Source organism: Pseudomonas sp. GT1P32, from assembly GCF_054897805.1.
In genome coordinates, this window is record NZ_CM142704.1 from 3,658,956 (window position 1) to 3,679,496 (window position 20,541).

Genomic DNA, 20,541 nt, shown 5'->3' on the forward strand with positions numbered 1-20,541 from the left:
GAGACATCTTGACCAGTAATGTGTCGTCGGCCAAGACGCGGAAACCGCGACAAACCGGGCAAAGCCCCCCACTCACACAAGCCATTGCCTTGAGGGTTTTGCAAAGGCTCGGCGATCGACTGCGGGCCTGGCCGACTCGAACGCGGACTCGCCAAGGCGAGATCGACCGTGCGTACCTGAGGCGAGCGCTAGTATATGCGCGTTAACCGTCGGTTCCTGCCCTCTGAAAACCCTTGGTGGTGATAGTTCCTGAGTGAAATTTCGCTATTTACCTGCGACTAATGATCGGGGACCGCCAACATCGGAAATTGACTACTTAAACCGGCGCATCGGCTGGCGAGCATTTCCCGCAAAAGGTTCACCGGCTTACTCAATTGTGCGCGATGGGCGCACAGCAAATTCAGCGGTGCGCGCTCACAGATCAGCTCCGGCATCAGTACTTTCAAGCGACCGGCCAACACATCGGCGGCAACATCCAGCCAGGATTTGTAGGCGATCCCGGCACCCGCAACGGCCCATAGACGCACCACATCGGCATCGTCACTGAAGCGGTCACCGCTGACGGTCAGGCTGACTTCGCGTTTGCCGTCGTGAAAACTCCAGTGATCGTGAACCCGGCTGCCAAGCATGAACAGCAGGCAATTGTGCTGCGCCAGTTGTTCCAGTTGCCGCGGCTCGCCGTGTCGGGCCAGATAGCTCGGCGCGGCACACAACACGCGGCGGTTGTTCGGTGCGATGGGCAACGCCACCAGGCTTGAGTCTTCCGGCTCGCCGTAGCGCAGGGCAATGTCCACCGGCTGGCGGAACAGGTCGGCGATGCGGTCGCCCAGCAGCAGGCGCACCGTGAGTTTCGGATGCTCGCGCTGGAACTCGTCCAGCCACGGCAGCAACAGGTTGCGACCGAAATCCGACGGTGCCGACAGCTGCAACACTCCGCTGACCTGGTCCTGACCGCTGGCCAGCAAGCGGCGACCCTCATCGAGGTTGCTCAGGGCCGCCCGGGCGTACTCGAGAAACCCCTCGCCCTCGGCGCTCAGGCGCAGGCTGCGGGTGGAACGGGCGAGCAACCGCGCACCGAGTTGCTGTTCGATGCGCTTCAACGCCGCACTGGCCACCGCCGCCGACATGTCCATCCCCCGCGCCGCCGCCGACAGACTGCCCAGGTCCGCCGCCCGGACAAACAACTGCAAGTCATCGAAACGCAGCATTTCCAGCCTCGATTATCAAAAAAATATTGAAAGAGACTGCTCTTTTAGCGGGTTTTATCTTGCAGAGAAATAGCCAATCATCTGCCCCATCGAAATCACCCCGTTATCGGAGTCGAACATGTCCCAGCCGTTTACCGCCATTGCCACCCTGATCGCCAAAGCCGGTCAGCAAGACGCACTCGAACAGCACCTGCGTGCACTGCTGGAACCGACCCGCGCCGAAGCCGGTTGCAGTCAATACGATCTGCATCAGGACCTGGCCAATCCGCAGGCCTTCTACATGATCGAGCAGTGGAGCAGCGACGAAGCACTGCAAGCCCATGACGCCAGCGCACACATCCAGCATTTTCGCGCCACGGCCGGCGACCTGATCGAGCACTTCGATCTCAAACGCCTGCGCGTCGTGGCCTGATTTTCTTAAATACTTTTGCGGAGCCCTTCATGAAAGCCATTGCCTACTACGCCTCGTTGCCGATCAGCGACGCCAACTCCCTGCAAGACATCGAACTGCCAGAACCGGTTGCCGGCCCACGCGACCTGTTGGTGGAGGTCAAAGCCATCTCGGTCAACCCAGTGGACACCAAAGTCCGCCAGAACGTGCAGCCTGAAGGTGGCGCGGCCAAAGTGCTGGGCTGGGACGTGGCCGGTGTGGTCAAGTCAGTCGGCAGTGAAGTGACATTGTTCAAGGCCGGCGACAAGGTGTTCTACGCCGGCTCCATCGCCCGCGCCGGCGGGAATAGCGAGCTGCACGTGGTGGACGAGCGGATCGTCGGCCACATGCCGAAAACCCTCGGCTTCGCCGAAGCCGCCGCGCTGCCGTTGACCGCGATCACCGCGTGGGAATTGTTGTTCGAACGCCTGCAAGTGCGCGAAGGCAACACCGATGAAGGCCAGAGTTTGCTGATCGTCGGCGCGGCCGGCGGTGTCGGTTCAATCCTTACGCAACTGGCCAGCCAGCTCACCGGGCTGAAGGTCATTGGCACTGCGTCCCGTGCGCAAACCCAGAGTTGGGTAAGTGAGCTGGGCGCCGATCTGGTGATCGATCACAGCCAACCGCTGAGCGAAGAGCTCAAACGTGCAGGCGTGACCTCAGTGACCCACGTCGCCAGCCTGACCCAGACCGATCAGCATCTGGATCAATTGGTCGAGGCCTTGGCGCCGCAGGGCAAACTGGCGTTGATCGATGACCCGAAAGCGCTGGACGTGACCAAGTTAAAGCGCAAGAGCCTGTCGCTGCACTGGGAGTTCATGTACACCCGCTCGCTGTTCGAAACCGCGGACATGATCGAGCAACACAAACTGCTCAATCGCGTGGCAGCGCTGATCGATGCCGGGACGTTGAAAACCACAGTGGGCGAGCACTTCGGAACGATCAATGCAGCGAATTTGCGACGTGCGCATGAGCTGCTGGAGAGCGGCAAGTCCAAGGGCAAGATTGTCCTCGAAGGCTTCTGAAACAGATTGATACAAGTGTCGTCCGAATGGACGACACCGTCAGTCCGAAGGTTGACCGTTGTCATCATTGCGATCGTATTCGGGTCTACAATCGGAATCTCTGCGATGCAATCTTTTAACCGAGGAGGTCAGCAATGAAGATCCTGATAAAAGAATTGGCAAAATCCCAGTGGCAGGTCCGCCTGGACCAACACGCGGTGACGTTCCGTAGCGAAGCCGAAGCTCGCGCGTTCACCCGAACCCTCGAAGCACGATTGCTCGCCCCTCATCAGATTCCCGTCCAGCAGCAACGCGCTGCCGGCTGAGACCTTCCTCATACCTGGGCTTTTACCAATGCCCGGGCATTTTGCAGACGCCGGGTGAGCATCGCTATGCTCACCACCAGAACTCCGCACAGGCTGATGACCATGGCCATCGGCATGGCGCTTCCGTCATACAAAATACCCACGAGCGACGCGGCTCCAGCGGCGACGCTGAATTGCAGGCAACCGAGCATTGCCGACGCACTGCCCGCGCGCGCGCCCTGCCCGTTCATGGCGCAAGCCGAGGCGTTGGGCAGGATGCAACCGAGGCTGGCGATGCAGATAAACAGCGGAATCAGCAACGGCCACAATTGCTCGGTGTGCAGCGAACTGACCGCGAGCAGTGTCAGGCCCGCCGCGAGGTAGATCCATACGGTGCGCGCCAGCAGGAACGCCGGCCCACGCTTGGCCAGTAACCGCGCGTTGACCTGCGCCACCAGAATGAACCCCGCCGCATTGGTGCCGAACAACCAGCCGAAGTGCTCGGCGGGCACGCCGTAGAGTTTGATGAAGACGAACGGCGAACCGGCGATGTAGGCAAACATCCCGGCGATGGCGATGCCACCGGTCAGGGCGTGGCCGAGGTACACCGGGTCCGACAACAGCCGGCCGTACTGACGCAACGCGCCCGACAAGGGCTGACGTGGCATATTCGCCGGCATGCTTTCCGGCAAGCCGAGCGCCACGGCCAGCCCGGCCAATGCACTGAAACCGGTCAGCACCAGGAAGATCGATTGCCAGCCCGTGGTGTTGACCAGCAACCCGCCGAGCATCGGCGCGAGAATCGGTGCCAGGCCCATGACCAGCATCAGTTGTGAAAAGACTTTCGCCGAACCCACCGCATCGCATTTGTCACTGACGATCGCCCTTGAAATCACCATCCCTGCACAACCGCCCAGCGCCTGGACGAACCGCGCGCCAAGCAACCATTCCAAGTTCGGCGCGTAGGCGCACGCCAGGGAAGCGATGGTGAACAGACCGACACCCGTCAGCAACGGAATGCGTCGACCAAAACGATCCGCCACCGGGCCGTACATTAGCTGACCGATAGACAAACCGAGGAAATACGCCGCCAGCGTCAGTTGAACGTGCTGTTCATCGGTGCCGAACGCCAGCGCCATGGCCGGAAACGCCGGCAGGTAGAAATCGATTGCCAGTGGGCCAAAAGCGCTAAGTGCGCCAAGAATCAAAATGGTACGGAAGTTCATCGGGTATCCAGTGGGACGGAGGTCGGCGGCCCCACAGTCTAGCCGCGCATCGACGCCTTGAACATTCCGATAGCTCGCTAACTATTAAAAACCCCTGAAAAAACGCCGCCCCCTGTAGGAGCAGAGCTTGCTCCGGGCGGCGTTCCGACGAATGCGGTGGGTCAGCCACGTCAATGCCGTCTGACCCACCGCATTCGCGAGCAAGCTCTGCTCCTACAAGGATTTTTGTCGGGCCTTCAGGCGACTTTCACTTCGTAGCCTTCTTCGCTGATCGCGGCGATCACTTGATCCGCGGTCAACGCACTTTCGACGCCGACTTCCTTTGCCGCCAGATCGACCCGTACGCTGGCCGCAGGATCCTTGGCTTGCAGCGCTTGAGTGATGGCTTTGACGCAGTGACCGCAGGACATGCCTTGAACGTTGAACACTTGCATGGAATGACTCCTTTAGTGAGATTGCGAACAGTCTCGAGCTTGCCACCATGGCAAGGTCAAGTTCTGAAGTGAGCTGCCGGGCTGGCAATCGGCGTCGCGCTCGGCCAAGCTGCGTGCATCTATGACTCGATCTCAGGAGATTCAGCCATGCGCTGGTCAGCTCTCAGCCTGTTTGGCTTCCTCAGCCTTTTCGCCGCCGTGCCCTCGGTCAATGCCGCTGGGGAGGATTACGGCGTGTTGATCATTTCCCGCGAGCGCCTGGAAGTGTCGACCAACTGCGAAATCGGCGTGTACCTCCAGGATCAACTGTCGGCACGGCTGTTTCAGGAACAAAGCACCTCCTTCAACCTGCCGCCAGGCAACGTTTCGCTGCGCCTGAAATTGCTGCCGGGCCAGGCGCCGGGTTGCAATCCAGGCATGCTCGCGCCTGGGTCCCAGAACATCAGCCTCAAGGCCGGGGACGTGTTGAAGTTCCGGATTGCGATGACGCAAGAAGGCATGTACCTCAAGCCCACTGCCCTCGACTACTGATCCACCACGATTTTGTAGGAGCGAGGCTTGCCCGCGAAGGCGGCGTATCAGTCGACGAGGATGTGTCTGAAATACCGCCTTCGCGGGCAAGCCTCGCTCCTACAAATACCCCCCCAATCTTTGCGCTTGACCTTGCCAGCATGGCAAGGTTGATCCTGTAGGCATCTACTACAGGGAGTGCGACCGATGTCCGAATCCACCACGTTTGATCTGCCGATTGCCGGCATGACCTGCGCCAGTTGCGCCGGGCGTGTCGAGCGTGCCTTGAGCAAAGTCATCGGCGCCACGGCTGTCAGCGTCAACCTGGCCACCGAGCAGGCCCGGGTTCAAGCGCCCAGTGACAGCCTGCCGGCGTTGATGGATGCAGTGCATCAGGCCGGTTACAGCGTGCCGCAGCAAAGTCTGGAATTGAGCATCGACGGCATGACCTGCGCGTCCTGCGTCGGTCGGGTCGAACGAGCGCTGGCCAAGGTGCCCGGCGTCAAAAGCGTCAGCGTCAACCTGGCCAACGAGCGCGCCCACCTCGAACTGCTCGGGCAGATCGACCCGCAAACCCTGATCGCGGCTGTGACCAAGGCGGGTTACAACGCCAGCGTCTGGGAAGTCGAACACCCGTCAACCGACTCACAACATCAGCGCCTGCACCGCGAACGCTGGGTGTTGATCATGGCGATCGCCCTCGCCTTGCCGCTGGTATTGCCGATGCTGCTGCAACCGTTCGGCGTGCACTGGATGCTCCCCGCGTGGGTGCAATTCGCCTTGGCCACGCCGGTGCAGTTCATCTTCGGCGCACGCTTTTATGTGGCGGCATGGAAAGCCGTACGCGCCGGTGCCGGCAACATGGACTTGCTCGTCGCCCTCGGCACCAGCGCCGGTTATGGCTTGAGCCTCTATGAATGGGCCACCGCCGCCGGACGCATGCCGCACCTGTATTTCGAAGCATCTGCCGTCGTGATTGCGCTGGTGCTGCTTGGCAAATATCTCGAAAGCCGCGCCAAACGCCAGACCGCCAGCGCCATCCGCGCCCTCGAAGCCTTGCGCCCCGAGCGGGCGATTCAAGTCATCGACGGTCGCGAGCAGGACGTGGCGATCAGTGCCTTGCGCCTGAATGATCTGGTGCTGGTCAAACCCGGCGAACGTTTCCCGGTGGATGGCGAAGTGGTCGAAGGCCAAAGCCATGCCGACGAAGCGCTGATCAGCGGCGAAAGCCTGCCGGTGCCGAAACAACCCGGCGACAAGGTCACCGGCGGCGCCATCAATGGTGAAGGTCGTCTGTTGGTTCGCACCCAGGCCTTGGGTGCGGAAACCGTACTGGCGCGGATCATCCGCCTGGTCGAAGACGCGCAAGCGGCGAAAGCACCGATCCAGAAACTGGTGGATAAAGTCAGCCAGGTGTTTGTGCCGACGGTGCTGCTGATCGCACTGGCAACCCTGATCGGTTGGTGGCTGTACGGCGCACCGATGGAAACCGCGCTGATCAACGCCGTCGCGGTATTGGTGATCGCCTGCCCTTGCGCCCTCGGGTTGGCCACGCCAACGGCGATCATGGCCGGCACCGGTGTGGCGGCGCGTCACGGGATTCTGATCAAGGACGCCGAAGCACTGGAACGGGCCCATGAAGTCAGCGCGGTGGTGTTCGACAAGACCGGCACGCTGACCTCGGGCGCACCGCGTATCGCCCATCTGAACGCCATCGACGGAGACGAAGCCGCCCTGCTGCAAATGGCCGGCGCGCTGCAACGCGGCAGTGAGCATCCATTGGCCAAGGCGGTTCTGGATGCGTGCGCCGAACGCGGGTTGACCGTGGCCGATGTCAGCGACAGCCAGTCCCTGACCGGGCGCGGCATCGCAGGCAACCTTGAGGGTCGGCGCCTGGCGCTGGGCAATCGTCGCCTGTTGGAAGAAAGCGGGTTGAGCGCGGGTCCATTGGCCGACGCTGCTACCACATGGGAAACCGAAGGCCGGACCCTGTCCTGGTTGATCGAGCAAAGCCCCGCGCCGACCGTGCTGGGTTTGTTCGCCTTCGGTGACACCCTCAAATCAGGTGCGCTGCAAGCGGTGCAACAACTCAACGCCCGCCACATCAGCAGCCACCTGCTGACCGGTGATAATCGAGGCAGCGCCAAAGTGGTCGCCGAGGCATTGGGCATCACCGACGTGCACGCCGAAGTACTGCCGGCCGACAAAGCCGCCACCGTCGCCGAATTGAAAAAGACCGGCGTAGTAGCGATGGTCGGCGACGGCATCAACGACGCTCCGGCCCTGGCCGCCGCCGACATCGGCATTGCCATGGGCGGCGGCACCGACGTCGCCATGCACGCGGCGGGCATCACCCTGATGCGCGGCGATCCACGCCTGGTGCCGGCAGCGCTGGACATCAGCCGCAAGACCTACGCGAAGATTCGTCAGAACCTGTTCTGGGCCTTCGTTTATAACCTGATCGGCATTCCGCTGGCCGCGTTCGGTTTCCTCAACCCGGTGCTGGCCGGCGCGGCGATGGCGTTGTCGAGCGTCAGCGTAGTGAGCAATGCGCTACTGTTGAAAACCTGGAAACCCAAGGATCTGGAGGACAACCGATGAACATCGGCCAAGCAGCCCGCCAAAGTGGCCTGAGCGCGAAGATGATCCGTTATTACGAGTCCATCGGCTTGCTCAAGGCGGCTAATCGCACCGACAGCGGTTACCGGATGTACGGCGCTGACGACTTGCACACGCTGGCCTTTATCAAGCGTTCGCGGGATTTGGGGTTTTCCCTGGAAGAGGTCGGTAAACTGCTGACCCTCTGGCAGGACCGCCAACGCGCCAGCGCCGATGTGAAAGCGCTGGCGCGTCAGCACATCGACGAGCTGAACCAGAAAATCCTCGAGCTCGGTCAGTTGCGCGACACGTTGCAGGACCTGGTCGAGCACTGCCAGGGCGATCACCGCCCGGACTGCCCGATCCTCAAAAATCTTGAGTCGGGTTGCTGCGCCGTACCCGCTCACCCCTGACCGCGAGCACCTTCACCACCAACAAAGTGGTGAGGGGAATGCCGTGGAACAACAGCACCACCGCGCCGGGCGTCCACCATGAATAGAACGGCGCGGCGATCAGCATGCCAATGCCGAACCCGGTCATTTGCAGCAACGTCAGAAAGCTGAAAATCGGCAAGCGCAGGTTGTCCGGTTCCCGTTGCAGACGCGACATCAGGCCGACTTCCGAGAAGCCGTCACCCAGCCCTGCCGGCAGTGAGAACAGCAACAAACCGTAGAGCGTTTGCTGCTGGAACATCAGGATGAAGCCGCAAGACATCAGCAACACGCCGAAGAAAAACCGTCGCTCCAGGTTCACGTTGTCCGAGCCTTTCAGGCGACTGGCAATCCGTGCGCCGATCAATTTTCCACTAGCCCAGACCGCCAGCATCAGGCCCAACGTGGTGCTGGCCGATTCGGGTGTCAGCAGTTTTGAAATGATCGGCAAACCCACGTTGTGTGCAGCGCTGCCCAGAGTGTCGGCCATGGCGACCGCGAGCATCGCGGCCACCACCGGCGTAGTGCGCAGCCCCTGGCGCAGCGCTGACCATTCGCCTCGTTCATGATCGGGCTCGGCACCGGGAGACGGTCCGGCAAACCGCAGCGGCAGGATGAACAACGCGGCCAGCAGGTAAGTGACAACGTTCAGCGCAAAGACCGTTTCAAAGCCAAACGCCGCCACCAACAACCCCGCAACCAGACTTCCGCCGACCATCGCCGCCGACGATGCAGAGGTGATCCAGGCGTTGGTCTTGAGCAACTGCTCGCCATCGATCAAGTGCGGCAACTGGCTGTTGAGGCCGATGGCGAACATTGAATTGCCAAAGCCCAGGCCAAAAGCGATCACCGGCAGCAAAAGCGCTTGTTGGCTGACTGGCAGCACCAGCAGCAAGCCCAGCAATCCGGCGCGCAGCAGGTCGAACGCGATCAACGGCAGGCGCCCGGCCCAGCGGCGATAAAACCTCGTGCCGATCAGGCTGGCGAAAATCCCTCCGCCCACGCGACTGGCGAGGAAGATACCGACGCTCATGGCGCTGTTGCTGAGCAGGTAGACGTAGGTGGCCAGGGCGACCATGTTGAGGAACGCGCCAAAGTCCGAGACCAGACGGGCGGCAATGATCAGTCGGGCATTGCGGGTGGAGGTGTTCACATTCAGTCCTTGAGTGTGGTGGGTATGACACATTTGGGTTGCCTGGGTTGACGTCTTCGCGGGCAAGCCTCGCTCCTACAAGGACAGCGTTGAACCTGTAGGAGCGAGGCTTGCCCGCGAACCAAACGACGCGGTCCCGAGTCTTCATCCCGAACAAAAAACCCGGCCGAAGCCGGGTTTTTCGTCAACCGATCACTGCATCCACGGTGGAGGCGGTTCTTCGGTTTTGCTCGGTGGCGCATCATCTGCTGCGCGTATCGCTTGTTTGCGTTCTTCATCCAGGCGTGCCGCCTCGATTTCGCGTATGACCCCGCCAACGTCGGCCAACTCTTCCGGTTCGTCGAACTCGCCGGTCAAGACACTGGCCGGGTGCAAGGTGCCGGCTTCGTACAAGGCCCACATTTCCTTGGCGTATTTGGTCTTTTTCAACTCCGGGGCAAACCGCCCGAAGTAGGACGCCATGTTGCCCACGTCACGCTCCAGCATGCTGAACGCGTGGTTGTTGCCCGCCGCGTCGACCGCTTGCGGCAAGTCAATGATGACCGGGCCGGTCGGCGTCAACAGTACGTTGAACTCGGACAGGTCACCGTGCACCAGGCCGGTACACAACATCAGCACGATCTGCGAGATCAGGAACGCGTGATATTCGCGCGCCTGGTCCGGCTCCAGCACCACGTCGTTCAGACGCGGCGCGGCATCGCCGTACTCGTCGGCCACCAGCTCCATCAGCAGCACACCTTCAAGGAAGTCGTAAGGCTGAGGAACCCGCACACCCGCACCGGCCAGACGGAACAGCGCCGCTACTTCAGCGTTCTGCCAAGCGTCTTCGGTTTCTTTCTTGCCGAACTTGGAGCCCTTGGCCATCGCCCGAGCCTGTCGGCTGTTGCGTACCTTGCGACCTTCCTGGTACTCGGACGCCTGGCGGAAACTGCGTTTATTCGCCTCCTTGTAGACCTTCGCGCAACGCAACTCGTTGCCGCAGCGCACCACATAAACAGCTGCTTCTTTACCACTCATGAGTGGGCGCAGCACCTCGTCGACCAGACCGTCCTCGATCAGGGGTTCAATGCGTTTTGGAGTCTTCATCAGCTTTTATTGTGGGTCCTTTATTACCAAACACGCGAAAGTCATTCGTTATACGGCAATCCACTCATTCGGGGGAGGGGTTACCGACCTATGAACGTTGCGGATGCACACAATGTGCCGAAAAAACCCGGCGAACCCGCCGATGTTCATCGACCGCCAAGGATCATAGCCGAGCCGGCAGCACTTGTTGGAGAAGGGATGCGAGGGGATTTGCGACAGAATCCGACATACCGATCCCTCTCCGTCGCAGGATTTTTTTCAACAACCCTAAATTTCCGCCCTGCGCAGCCGAAGTCATCAGTAACAAAGTGAATTGTCCGACGATCGTTCCACCAAAAAACGATGACGCACCCAAGGGATAGGGTTCAACAAAAACGTTTACGGCTGCCAATAATTCCGCGAGTCATCTGCACTGCGTGGGCCTACAAGAAAATCTGGAGCGCGGATGAACATCAAACAGAAGTTGACGTGGGCGTTTGCAATCATCGCCTGCCTGCCGGTGGTGCTGGTCGCCACCCTCGTTGTGCTGAACTTGCGCAGTGATGCCAAGGACAATTTCGTCGACGGCAGTGGCCGCGAGATTCGTCAGGTCAGCAATGCCATGCAACTGTTCTTTGATGGCATCAGCCAGAACGTCGATTACCTGGCGAACCAGCCGTTGATCAAGAACTCCGACGACAGCCTCAAGACCTACATGGCGGCCAACGCGGAAAGCATCCCTCAGGGCGAGGCGGACAAAAAAGTCTTCAGCCTCCTGCAGAACCTCGGCAACAGTCACCCGTCCTACGCCTACGCCATCCTCGGCACCGCCGCCGGCGGTTACGTGTCGTGGCCAGACGATGCCAAGCTGAGCAACTACGACCCACGTCAGCGCCCATGGTACAAGGCCGCCCAGGCCAAGCCGGGCAAGCCGTTCCGTACCGAGGCTTATTACTGGGCCCAGGATGACGCGACCTACGTCAGCACCGTGCGCACCATCGACAACAAGTTGGGCACCAACGGCGGCGTGGTCAGCATCGACGTGACGCTCAAGCAGCTCACCGAAATCGTCAAACAGATCAAACTCGGCGAGACCGGCTACCTGATGCTGCTGGAAAACACCGGCACCGTGCTGGTGGATCCGAAGCAACCGGAACACAACTTCAAGGCATTGAGCAGCCTCGGCGAAGGCTATGCGCAACTGGCCAAGGCCGGTAAAGGGCTGGTGGAAGTCGAGCTGAACGGCGAGCGCTACATGGCCAACGTCTGGCCGTCGGAGCAGTTGGGCTGGACCTTTATCGGCCTGATCAAGCAGAGCGACGTAATGAACTCGGCCACGCAACTGACCTGGCTGATCGCGATCATCGCCGCTGTGCTGGCCGTGCTCTTCGCCGTCGTCGGCGCCAGTTTCGCCAGCCTCATCGTGCGGCCGATCCGCAGCGTGGCCAGCGGCCTGGAAGGCATCGCCCAGGGCGAAGGCGACCTGACCAAGAACCTGCAAATCCGTGGCAGCGACGAAACCGCGCAACTGGCCAACTGGTTCAACCAGTTCCTGGCGGCGATTCGCAACCTGATTCAAAGCATCGGCGGCGCCGCGACCAAAATCCTCGCCACCTCCAAGAGCTCGACCCAGGTCTCCAGCGACATGGCCGAAGCGGCCGGACGTCAGCGTGAAGCCGTGGACATGGTGTCGACCGCGTTCCACGAAATGGTCGCCACCGCCAACGAAGTCGCGCGCTCGTGCAGCCAGGCGGCCGAGTCGGCCGACAGTGGCCAGCGCCAGGCACGCGAAGGTCAGCAACAGATTGATGCGGCCGTGACCAGCGTTGATCGCCTGAGCCAGGAAATCGAACAGTCGGCGCAGTCGATGCAACAACTTGAGCGCGACAGCAATGACATTCAGTCGATCCTCGGGACCATTCGCTCAATCGCCGAACAGACCAACCTGCTGGCGCTGAACGCCGCCATCGAGGCCGCACGGGCCGGTGAACAAGGTCGCGGTTTTGCGGTGGTGGCGGACGAAGTGCGGGCCTTGGCCAAGCGCACCGCCGACTCCACGGCGGAAATCGACGGCCTGCTTGGCAACCTCGCCAAGCGCACCAGCCAGGTGACTCAGCAGATGCATGCGAGCCTGGAAGTGTCGCAGCAATCGGTGACTCGCATCGGTGAGGCGCGCAGCAGCTTCGGGCAGATTCGTGAATCGGTGGACGTGATCCGCGACATGAACACCCAGATCGCCACGGCGGCTGAACAACAGCATCAGGTGGCCGAAGACATCAATCGACACATCAGCCAGATTCATGGCGATGCGCAGTTGGTGGCAGAACTGGCGAACTCGGCGCGGTTGGATTCGCAGAGCCTGGCCGGGTTGTCGAATGAGCTGGATGGGTTGGTTCGCCGTTTCCGTACCTGATCCAGAATCCCGGTGGCCGCTTCGCGGCCATTCGCGGGCAAGCCTCGCTCCTACAGGGTTTTGCGCTGTTTTTGTAGGAGCGAGCGGTGCGGCGATCCGACTTGCCCGCGAAGAGGCCGTCACTGTCTGAACAGCTCCCCCGGCGTAAACCCGAACAACCCCTTGAACGCCGCAATAAACGCCGACGTCGAGTCATACCCACACGCCAACGCCGCATTCGTCACGCTGTCCCCCTCCTCCAGCAAACTCAACGATGACAGCAGCCGCATCCGTTGCCGCCAGCCACGAAAACTCAATCCGGTTTCACGCTGGAACAAGCGCATCAGGGTCTTCTCCGACGTGCCCAATCGTTGTGCCCATTCCTGCAAGGTCACGTTGCGTTCCGGGTTTTCGATCAATTCGTTGCACAAGCCCAGCAAGCGTTCATGGCGCGGCAGGGGCAGCGAGAAACCGACCTCCGGCAAATTCGCCAGTTGATCCAGCAGCACATTCACCAGCCGCGCCTCCGGGCTGTCGCCCTGCGGATATTCCACCGGCAACGCACAAAAACTCTTGATCAGCTCCCGGGCCAGCGGCGTCACTTCCAGCACCCGGCAACGCCCGTCCGCCCATTGGCAATCCTCGCGACGCACGTAAAGGCTGCGCATCTCGGCGCGCATCGAGGTCACGACCTGATGTTCGAGGTCCGCCGGAATCCAGATCCCCCACTGCGGCGGCGCAAAAAAACTGCCCTCGGCGGTGTGCACACCGAGGACCCCGCTGATGGCGTAGGAGAATTGCACCCAGTCGTGGCGATGAGACGGCGTCCACGAACCGGCGTTGAGGCTTTCTGCCCGTGCGTACAACGGACGCGGCAACACGGTCAGGGCCGGGATTGTCCGTTCGAGGGATTGTTGTCCGTTAGTCGGCATTGGCTGGCCTTGTGTCGCAAGATTGCTGATTAGGCGACGTTAGGCCATGTCACTCATCTATTCAATATCGGTGATCCCCTGTAGGAGCGAGCCTGCTCGCGATAGCGGTGTGTCAGTCACGAATTTGTCGACTGATACACCGCCATCGCCGGCAAGCCGGTCTCACTCCTACAGGTTCGGTGTACACCCCAGCGAATCAGCGTTCGATGATTGCGGTGACGCCTTGCCCGCCCGCCGCACAAATCGAGATCAACCCCCGGCCCTTTCCGGCGGCATCGAGCAACTTGGCCAGGCTGGCGACAATGCGCCCGCCCGTCGCTGCAAACGGATGCCCCGCCGCCAGTGAGCTGCCTTTGACGTTGAGCCGGCTGCGGTCGATGGAGCCCAGCGGGGCATCGAGGCCGAGACGGGTTTTGCAGTACTCAGGGTCTTCCCAGGCCTTCAAGGTGCAGAGCACTTGCGCGGCGAAGGCTTCGTGGATTTCGTAGTAATCGAAGTCCTGCAAGGCCAGGCCATTGCGCGCCAGCAAACGCGGCACCGCGTACACCGGCGCCATCAACAGCCCTTCGGCACCGTTGACGAAATCCACCGCCGCCGCTTCGCCATCGCGCAAATACGCAAGGATCGGCAAGCCCCGTTCCTTCGCCCATTCTTCGCTGCCCAGCAGTACCAGCGACGCGCCGTCGGTGAGTGGCGTCGAGTTGCCGGCGGTCAGCGTGCCTTTGGCGCTTTTCTCGAACGCCGGTTTCAGCGACGCGAGTTTTTCCAGGGTCAGGTCCGAGCGTAGGTTGTTGTCGCGGTTCAGGCCGAGGAACGGCGTCATCAAGTCGTTGTGCCAGCCTTCGGTGTACGACGCCGCCATTTTCTGATGACTTTCCAGCGCCAGTTGATCCTGCTCGGCGCGCGCAATGTTCCAGGTCTGCGCCATCAGTTCGCAGTGTTCGCCCATCGACAGGCCGGTGCGCGGTTCGCCGTTGCGCGGAAATTCCGGGACGAGATGACCCGGTCGCAGCTGCAAAAAGGTTTTCAGTTTGTCGGCAGTGGTCTTGGCGCGGTTGGCTTGCAGGAGGATTTTGCGCAAACCTTCGTTGATGCCGATGGGCGCGTCGGACGTGGTGTCGACGCCGCCAGCAATGCCGCACTCGATCTGGCCCAGGGCGATTTTATTGGCCACCAGCAATGCCGCTTCCAGACCGGTGCCGCAAGCTTGCTGTATGTCATAGGCCGGAGTGGTCGGCGACAGCCGCGAGCCGAGCACGCATTCGCGGGTCAGGTTGAAGTCCCGGGAATGCTTGAGCACCGCGCCCGCCGCCACTTCGCCCATGCGCAAACCGTGCAGGTTGAAACGCTCGATCAGGCCTTCGAGTGCGGCGGTGAGCATCGCCTGGTTACTCGCGGTGGCGTACGGCCCGTTGGAGCGTGCGAAGGGAATCCGGTTACCGCCGATGATCGCGACGCGGCGCAACTGAGTCATGAAAAAGCTCCTGATGAAAATCAAAATACCAACACCACCCCTGTAGGAGCGAAGCTTGCTCGCGAAAGCGTTGGGTCAGTCGACATCCATGTAGCTGATATACCGCCTTCGCCAGCAAGCTTCGCTCCTACAAGGATCGCGCCATAAAAATCCCGGGATAAAACCAATCTGCATTGCCCAAGCGTAGGCCTTATCTCGTGGATCGAACGACTGATTGCCATTCGTGGTCCACACTTTGAACCCCAGCTGCTGGAGCGCGTTCCATGTCTGACCGCTATATCGACTTCGCCAATTCATCCATCGGCCATCGTCTGGTCGGGGCCTTGGGGCTGCCGTCGCCGGTTCGGCTGGAGCGTTGGCAGGCGGGCCGGCTTCGGCCTGTCGAGGGGGCGCTGCTGATCGGCGGCGGGCCGCTGGCGGAAAAAGTCAGCGCCTTCGCCAACCGCCTGACCGATGCGATTTACAGCTACGGCAGCGAACCTTCGATCGCCACCGCGTGGATTCCCGGCCACGGCCCGAAACTCAAGGCGGTGGTGTTCGACGCCAGTCATCTGGGGCAAACCGATCAGCTCAAGCAACTGCGCGAGTTCTTTCAGCCGCTGATGAAAAACCTCGATCACTGTGCGCACCTGGTCATTCTCGGGCGTACGCCGCAGACGTTGAGCGATCCGTTTGCCGCCAGCGCTCAGCGAGCCCTGGAAGGCTTCAGTCGTTCGCTGGCCAAGGAACTGCGCAGCGGCGGCACCTTGCAACTGATCCATGTCGGCGAAGGCGCCGAGGATCAACTGGAAGGCCCGCTGCGGTTTTTCCTTTCGCCCAAAAGTGCGTTCGTCTCCGGGCAAGTGATTCACCTGAACCCCTGCGCCACGCCCGTGACGGACTGGACGCGTCCGTTGTCGGGACGCAAGGCGCTGGTCACCGGTGCGGCGCGCGGCATCGGTGCATCGATTGCCGAAACCCTGGCCCGTGACGGCGCCGACGTGATCCTGCTCGACGTGCCACCGGCGAAAACCGATCTCGACGCCCTCGCCGCACGCCTCGGCGGACGCAGCATCACCCTGGACATCTGCGCCGAAGACGCCGCCACGCAGTTGATCGAGCAGTTGCCTGACGGCGTCGATATCGTGGTGCACAACGCCGGTATCACCCGCGATAAAACCCTGGCCAACATGACCCCGGAATTCTGGGACGCCGTGCTCGCGGTCAATCTCAATGCACCGCAAGTGTTGACCAAGGCTCTGCTCGACAGCGGCACCTTGCACGATAACGGCCGGGTGATTCTGCTGGCGTCCATCAGCGGCATCGCCGGCAATCGCGGGCAAACCAATTACGCGGCGAGCAAGGCGGGTTTGATCGGTCTGGCCCAAGCCTGGGCGCCGCTGCTCAATGAGCGCGGCATCAGCATCAACGCGGTGGCGCCGGGGTTCATCGAGACGCAAATGACCGCACACATTCCCTTTGGCTTGCGTGAGGCCGGCCGGCGCATGAGTTCGCTGGGCCAGGGCGGCCTGCCGCAAGACGTTGCCGAAGCGGTTGCCTGGCTGGCGCAACCTGGCACCGGCGCGTTCACCGGGCAAGCGCTGAGGGTCTGTGGACAAAGTGTCTTGGGGGCTTAGCGATGATCACCGATTGGCACACACTCAACCGCGAACCGAGCCTGCCAGGGTTGTATGTGCAGGCCGCTACGCGTCGCAAGATCACCGGCACCACGCTGCCCGATTCGGGTTTGCGTTGCTGGGTCGATGTTGACCCGAAACGCCTGGCGGCCTATCGCAACGTTTGCGGGTTTGCCGACAACGGTTTGTTGCCGCCGACTTATCCACACATCCTGGCGTTCGCGCTGCAGATGCAACTGCTGACCGCCAGGGATTTTCCGTTTCCGCTGCTGGGGTTGATTCACCTGAGCAACCGCATTCGCGTCTTGCGGCCCATGGGCGGCGTGAACCGCGCGCGCATCAGCGTGCAGGTGCAGAATCTGCAACCCCATGCGAAGGGCGCGACGTTCGATCTGCTGACAACGCTTGATGATCAGTTGGGGCCGTTGTGGGAGGCTGAAAGCCGGATGCTCTGTCGCGGGGTCAAACTCGAAGGCGAACCGGTCGAGGAAGTGCTGACCCCGACGCTGCTGTTGAGCGAAGTCACCCGCTGGAAAGCACCGGCGGACATCGGTCGGCAATACGCCAAAGTGTCCGGCGACTACAACCCGATTCACCTGAGTGCGATGAGCGCAAAACTGTTCGGCTTCCCGACGGCCATTGCCCATGGGTTATGGAACAAGGCACGAACGCTGGCTGCGCTTACCGATCATTTGCCCACGGCGAACGTCGAGATTGCCGTGCAGTTTCGCAAGCCGGTACGCCTGCCCGGCGAGGTGACGTTGCTAGCCAGTGCGGCGGGGTCCAGTGGAGATTTTCAGTTGGTGGGTGCCGGGGATCTGGAGCACATGGTCGGGCACTGGCAACCGGTTACCTGACGGTCCGCATCAACCAGATCAGTAGAGCAAAGCTCTGCATCCGGTAAAAAACGTCCGTTTTGGCTGAATGATTCTATGCTGACATTACATAGTGATAGTCAGGGTAGACGCACTCATGCAAACGAACCTCTCCCGCAAGCAAAAAAGTGCCGTAGCCACCACGGATCGGAGCCGGCAACTGGACAGGATTCCCGCCGCGCTGTATTTCGATGCCGCCACCGACGCCATCGCCCGTTCGAGCGTGCAATTTTGAGTTCCGGGGACAAGCTGTTCGGGCGCTTGCTCAACCGTCATCCGCCGCCACCGGAAATCCCCAAGACCCTGAGCACGCCAGGTGTCGGCTTGCAGATGCGCCTGGATGCCGAAGGCCGGGTCATTCATCTGGCCGGCCCGCTACGCCATGGCCTGGCCCAGCAGCACCCTGCCGCGCAGGCGCCGCTTCTACACGATTACCTCATGCCGCACAGCAGCCTCGCTGTCGAAGGCACACCGGCAGACTGGCAAGGACAAAGTCTTGATCTGGACTTTTACAGCCTCAGCGGGCAACCCCTGCACCTGCGCGGCTGGGTCCAGCCGTTGGCCGATGCCTGGCTGTTGCAGTTACTGGACATCGGCGATTTGTTGTACGAACGCCGGCAAGCGCGCAGCCGCGAACTCTGCCAGTTACTCGCGACACAGATCGGCGACCAGCTACGCCTGTGCAGCCTGGCGCGCCTGCCTGACATACTGTTGGAACAACTGCAACATCTGGCGCGGCGTTTTCAAATCCCGTGCATGGCCGTGGCGTTGCTGGATGAACAGGAAGACGGCTGGCAGATACACCAACATTACGCGGCCTTTGATGCGCCCCGGCTGTGGCAAAACGGTCAACGCCTGGGTACCGGGCTCGACAGTTTGAACGGCTCCGCCCCGCAGCATTTGACCCTCGGCGAGCACCCGCGCCTGCACAGCCTCTTCGGTAATGCCGAAGGGTTCGCGGTGCCTTACCACGATGCGCAAGGCGTGGTCGCGTGGTTGCTCTGTGGTTTTTACCCAGTGCAACAACGTGCACCCGATGTCGGAGAACGCGACTGGTTGCAGCTCGCCGCCGCGCTCGCCGGGCCATTGCTGGAGCGTTTGCGCGAGCATCAGCACCATCTGCAACTGGAGCGACTGGAATCGCTGCAAGCCTTGCTCGGCAGCGGATGGTGGGAAGTCTTCAGCGACAGCGCCGAGGTGCAATTGGCGTCGTCGCTGGCCAACACACTGAACCTGATCAGCACACGCATGCCCCTGCACGCCTGGCTCGAGCAGGTTCACCCTGCCGACCGCAAAGCGCTGCGCAGTCGCCTGCAAGACTTGCAGGACGACGGCACACCTCTATTGCTCTGCGTGCGCCTGCATCACCCCGACACACCGACCTGGTATCGCCTGCAAGGCCAAGCCATGGGCGTCGGCAAAGACCGGCGGCTGGTGGGTTTCATGCTCGACATCAGCGACATCAAAAACCAGCAACAGGACGCCGCGACGGCCCAGAGCGCGAAAATGGCCACCCTGGGTGAAATGGCCACGGGCCTGGCGCATGAAATCAGCCAGCCGCTGAACGTGATGCGTCTGGCCATCGCCAACGTGCTCAAGCGCCTGGACAACGGTGAAGTGCAGGTCGACTACCTGATCGACAAACTCAACCGCATCGATACCCAGGTCCAGCGTGCGGCGCGGGTGGTGGATCACATGCGGGTATTCGGCCGCCGCTCGGAGGCCGAGCAGCACCCCTTCAATCCGGTTGACGCCATCGGGGGTACGCTGTCGCTGCTGGCCGATGAGTTGCGAGGCAAAGGCGTCGAGCTCAGGGTCAGCGAGACCGGTTTTCAGGTTCAGGTGCGTGGTTATGTCGATCAGCTGGAACAGGTGCTGATTAACCTGATGGTCAACGCGCGGGATGCATTGCTGAGCAAATGTGAAACGGATGGGGATTTCAAACCGTGGATTTCAGTGCACGCCGAGCGTGACGAGCATTCAGTGCGGCTGTGGGTAGAGGACAACGGTGGCGGTATCGATCCGCGGTTGCTGGAGCGGATCTTCGAACCGTTTTTCACCACCAAGCCGGTGGGCGTGGGTACCGGGCTGGGGTTGTCGGTGAGCGTTGGCATCGTCGAGAACATGGGTGGAACACTGCGTGCGAGCAACTCGGCGGAGGGAGCACGGTTCTGTATCGAGTTGCCGATTGCAGTGGACAATCGGATCACCCGATAGGCTTTGTCTTGCTGGCCGCCAACCGCCAGTCCAGACAACAAAACTCCTGTAGGAGCCGGCAAGCCGGCTCCTACAGGTTTATTTGGGTGGGTAATTGGCGAGAATCCGCCCGACCGTCTCACGTATCGCTGTGCTGCGGTCCGACGGGTTCGGCGTGCGGCTGAGGATTTGTTCGTCACTGCCGCGCCACACCAGTTTGCCGTCCTTGCCGTCGAGCAGGTCGATCTGGATGATCGCCACTTTGTAGCTGACGTTGCGGGTTTCGTTGTACATCGGCCCGCCCCAGTAGCCATTCCACGGGTTACCCCAAGCGCCGCCGTAGTTGGTGGTCACTTGTTGCTGACGGTCTTCGATGATCAGGTAGGTTTGCACACTCACATCGCCATTTTTGCCCGCAGCGGCCGGGCGCAGGCCACGCTGGTCCAGCTGATCGGCCACCGATTGGCGGATGCGCTGTTCGGTCAGGTCGCTCTTGATCCGTGGGTCATCGGGGCGATATTGCAGGGCGGGGTCTTTCCAGCTCCAGCTGCGATAGGCGGCAAAATCGCGGCTGGCGTCGAAGTCATGATTGACCTGGTTGGCGGCGCAGGCTGTCAGGAGCGCGGCCACTGCCAGTAAAACGAGACGGCGGAACATGATGATTCTCCGATTGAAGACATGAACCTGTGAAA

Annotated in this window: 19 protein-coding genes and 1 pseudogene; 12 read left to right on the top strand and 8 right to left on the bottom strand. The window is 61.3% G+C overall.

The window, feature by feature from the left end; all coding sequences use genetic code 11:
- Positions 1-278 precede the first annotated feature (278 nt).
- Complete coding sequence (locus tag ACYZUC_RS16840; RefSeq protein ID WP_461989373.1) at positions 279-1,208, bottom strand: LysR family transcriptional regulator; 930 nt, start codon at positions 1,206-1,208, stop codon at positions 279-281.
- 118 nt (positions 1,209-1,326) lie between these two features.
- On the opposite strand from ACYZUC_RS16840, the gene ACYZUC_RS16845 reads away from it, so the two are divergent.
- The 3 genes from ACYZUC_RS16845 (at position 1,327) to ACYZUC_RS16855 (ending at position 2,968) form a co-directional block, all read left to right on the top strand.
- Positions 1,327-1,620 carry a putative quinol monooxygenase gene (locus ACYZUC_RS16845; RefSeq protein ID WP_008031327.1) on the top strand — a complete coding sequence of 98 codons (294 nt, stop codon included), beginning with the start codon at positions 1,327-1,329 and terminating at the stop codon, positions 1,618-1,620.
- A 29-nt stretch (positions 1,621-1,649) separates the two neighbouring features.
- On the top strand, positions 1,650-2,663 hold the full coding sequence (locus ACYZUC_RS16850; RefSeq protein ID WP_461989374.1) for a zinc-binding alcohol dehydrogenase family protein: 1,014 nt from the start codon (positions 1,650-1,652) through the stop codon (positions 2,661-2,663).
- A 134-nt stretch (positions 2,664-2,797) separates the two neighbouring features.
- Entirely contained in the window at positions 2,798-2,968 is a 171-nt protein-coding gene (locus tag ACYZUC_RS16855) for a hypothetical protein (RefSeq protein ID WP_008031321.1), read from the top strand.
- Positions 2,969-2,976: 8 nt separating this feature from the next.
- Here the strand turns inward: ACYZUC_RS16855 and ACYZUC_RS16860 are convergent, their stop codons facing one another.
- The gene (locus tag ACYZUC_RS16860; protein WP_223413673.1) at positions 2,977-4,173 is read right to left on the bottom strand and encodes a multidrug effflux MFS transporter; all 1,197 of its coding nucleotides are present in this window, start codon (positions 4,171-4,173) and stop codon (positions 2,977-2,979) included.
- A 236-nt stretch (positions 4,174-4,409) separates the two neighbouring features.
- Positions 4,410-4,607, bottom strand: a complete 198-nt coding sequence (locus ACYZUC_RS16865) for a cation transporter (protein WP_008031318.1) — start codon at positions 4,605-4,607, stop codon at positions 4,410-4,412.
- A gap of 147 nt (positions 4,608-4,754) precedes the next feature.
- On the opposite strand from ACYZUC_RS16865, the gene ACYZUC_RS16870 reads away from it, so the two are divergent.
- The 3 genes from ACYZUC_RS16870 to cueR all read left to right on the top strand — a co-directional run bounded on the left by ACYZUC_RS16870 (position 4,755) and on the right by cueR (position 8,128).
- A complete protein-coding gene (locus ACYZUC_RS16870) occupies positions 4,755-5,138 on the top strand; it encodes a hypothetical protein (protein ID WP_008031317.1) in 384 nt (127 codons plus the stop codon).
- A gap of 186 nt (positions 5,139-5,324) precedes the next feature.
- On the top strand, positions 5,325-7,718 hold the full coding sequence (locus ACYZUC_RS16875) for a heavy metal translocating P-type ATPase (protein WP_461989375.1): 2,394 nt from the start codon (positions 5,325-5,327) through the stop codon (positions 7,716-7,718).
- Positions 7,715-8,128, top strand: coding sequence for a Cu(I)-responsive transcriptional regulator (gene cueR, locus ACYZUC_RS16880; protein ID WP_461989376.1), 414 nt, complete (start codon positions 7,715-7,717; stop codon positions 8,126-8,128). Before ACYZUC_RS16875 ends, cueR begins: the two co-directional genes overlap by 4 nt.
- On the opposite strand, the gene ACYZUC_RS16885 is transcribed toward cueR, so the two are convergent.
- Both ACYZUC_RS16885 and ACYZUC_RS16890 read right to left on the bottom strand, forming a co-directional pair.
- Positions 8,082-9,332, bottom strand: coding sequence for an MFS transporter (locus ACYZUC_RS16885; protein ID WP_461989377.1), 1,251 nt, complete (start codon positions 9,330-9,332; stop codon positions 8,082-8,084). The genes cueR and ACYZUC_RS16885 overlap by 47 nt on opposite strands.
- 159 nt (positions 9,333-9,491) lie before the next feature.
- Positions 9,492-10,385, bottom strand: coding sequence for a PA4780 family RIO1-like protein kinase (locus tag ACYZUC_RS16890; protein WP_008031309.1), 894 nt, complete (start codon positions 10,383-10,385; stop codon positions 9,492-9,494).
- A gap of 445 nt (positions 10,386-10,830) precedes the next feature.
- On the opposite strand from ACYZUC_RS16890, the pseudogene ACYZUC_RS16895 reads away from it, so the two are divergent.
- Together ACYZUC_RS16895 and ACYZUC_RS16900 are read left to right on the top strand one after the other, a co-directional pair.
- Positions 10,831-11,919: pseudogene (locus ACYZUC_RS16895) on the top strand (cache domain-containing protein); the annotation flags it as partial.
- Positions 11,920-12,048: 129 nt separating this feature from the next.
- The gene (locus tag ACYZUC_RS16900) at positions 12,049-12,777 is read left to right on the top strand and encodes a methyl-accepting chemotaxis protein (protein WP_371850912.1); all 729 of its coding nucleotides are present in this window, start codon (positions 12,049-12,051) and stop codon (positions 12,775-12,777) included.
- A 119-nt stretch (positions 12,778-12,896) separates the two neighbouring features.
- Here the strand turns inward: ACYZUC_RS16900 and ACYZUC_RS16905 are convergent, their stop codons facing one another.
- Positions 12,897-13,688, bottom strand: a complete 792-nt coding sequence (locus tag ACYZUC_RS16905; RefSeq protein WP_461989378.1) for an AraC family transcriptional regulator — start codon at positions 13,686-13,688, stop codon at positions 12,897-12,899.
- A gap of 196 nt (positions 13,689-13,884) precedes the next feature.
- Complete coding sequence (locus ACYZUC_RS16910; protein ID WP_461989379.1) at positions 13,885-15,162, bottom strand: acetyl-CoA C-acetyltransferase; 1,278 nt, start codon at positions 15,160-15,162, stop codon at positions 13,885-13,887.
- 263 nt (positions 15,163-15,425) lie between these two features.
- On the opposite strand from ACYZUC_RS16910, the gene ACYZUC_RS16915 reads away from it, so the two are divergent.
- The 4 genes from ACYZUC_RS16915 to ACYZUC_RS16930 all read left to right on the top strand — a co-directional run bounded on the left by ACYZUC_RS16915 (position 15,426) and on the right by ACYZUC_RS16930 (position 19,870).
- A complete protein-coding gene (locus ACYZUC_RS16915; RefSeq protein WP_461989380.1) occupies positions 15,426-16,778 on the top strand; it encodes a 3-oxoacyl-ACP reductase in 1,353 nt (450 codons plus the stop codon).
- A 2-nt stretch (positions 16,779-16,780) separates the two neighbouring features.
- Complete coding sequence (locus ACYZUC_RS16920; RefSeq protein WP_461989381.1) at positions 16,781-17,635, top strand: MaoC family dehydratase; 855 nt, start codon at positions 16,781-16,783, stop codon at positions 17,633-17,635.
- Positions 17,636-17,750: 115 nt separating this feature from the next.
- The gene (locus tag ACYZUC_RS16925) at positions 17,751-17,888 is read left to right on the top strand and encodes a hypothetical protein (RefSeq protein ID WP_461989382.1); all 138 of its coding nucleotides are present in this window, start codon (positions 17,751-17,753) and stop codon (positions 17,886-17,888) included.
- The gene (locus tag ACYZUC_RS16930; protein ID WP_461989383.1) at positions 17,885-19,870 is read left to right on the top strand and encodes a sensor histidine kinase; all 1,986 of its coding nucleotides are present in this window, start codon (positions 17,885-17,887) and stop codon (positions 19,868-19,870) included. Before ACYZUC_RS16925 ends, ACYZUC_RS16930 begins: the two co-directional genes overlap by 4 nt.
- 78 nt (positions 19,871-19,948) lie before the next feature.
- Here ACYZUC_RS16930 and ACYZUC_RS16935 read toward each other — a convergent pair whose 3' ends face one another.
- Complete coding sequence (locus ACYZUC_RS16935) at positions 19,949-20,506, bottom strand: DUF4136 domain-containing protein (RefSeq protein WP_461989384.1); 558 nt, start codon at positions 20,504-20,506, stop codon at positions 19,949-19,951.
- Positions 20,507-20,541 lie beyond the last annotated feature (35 nt).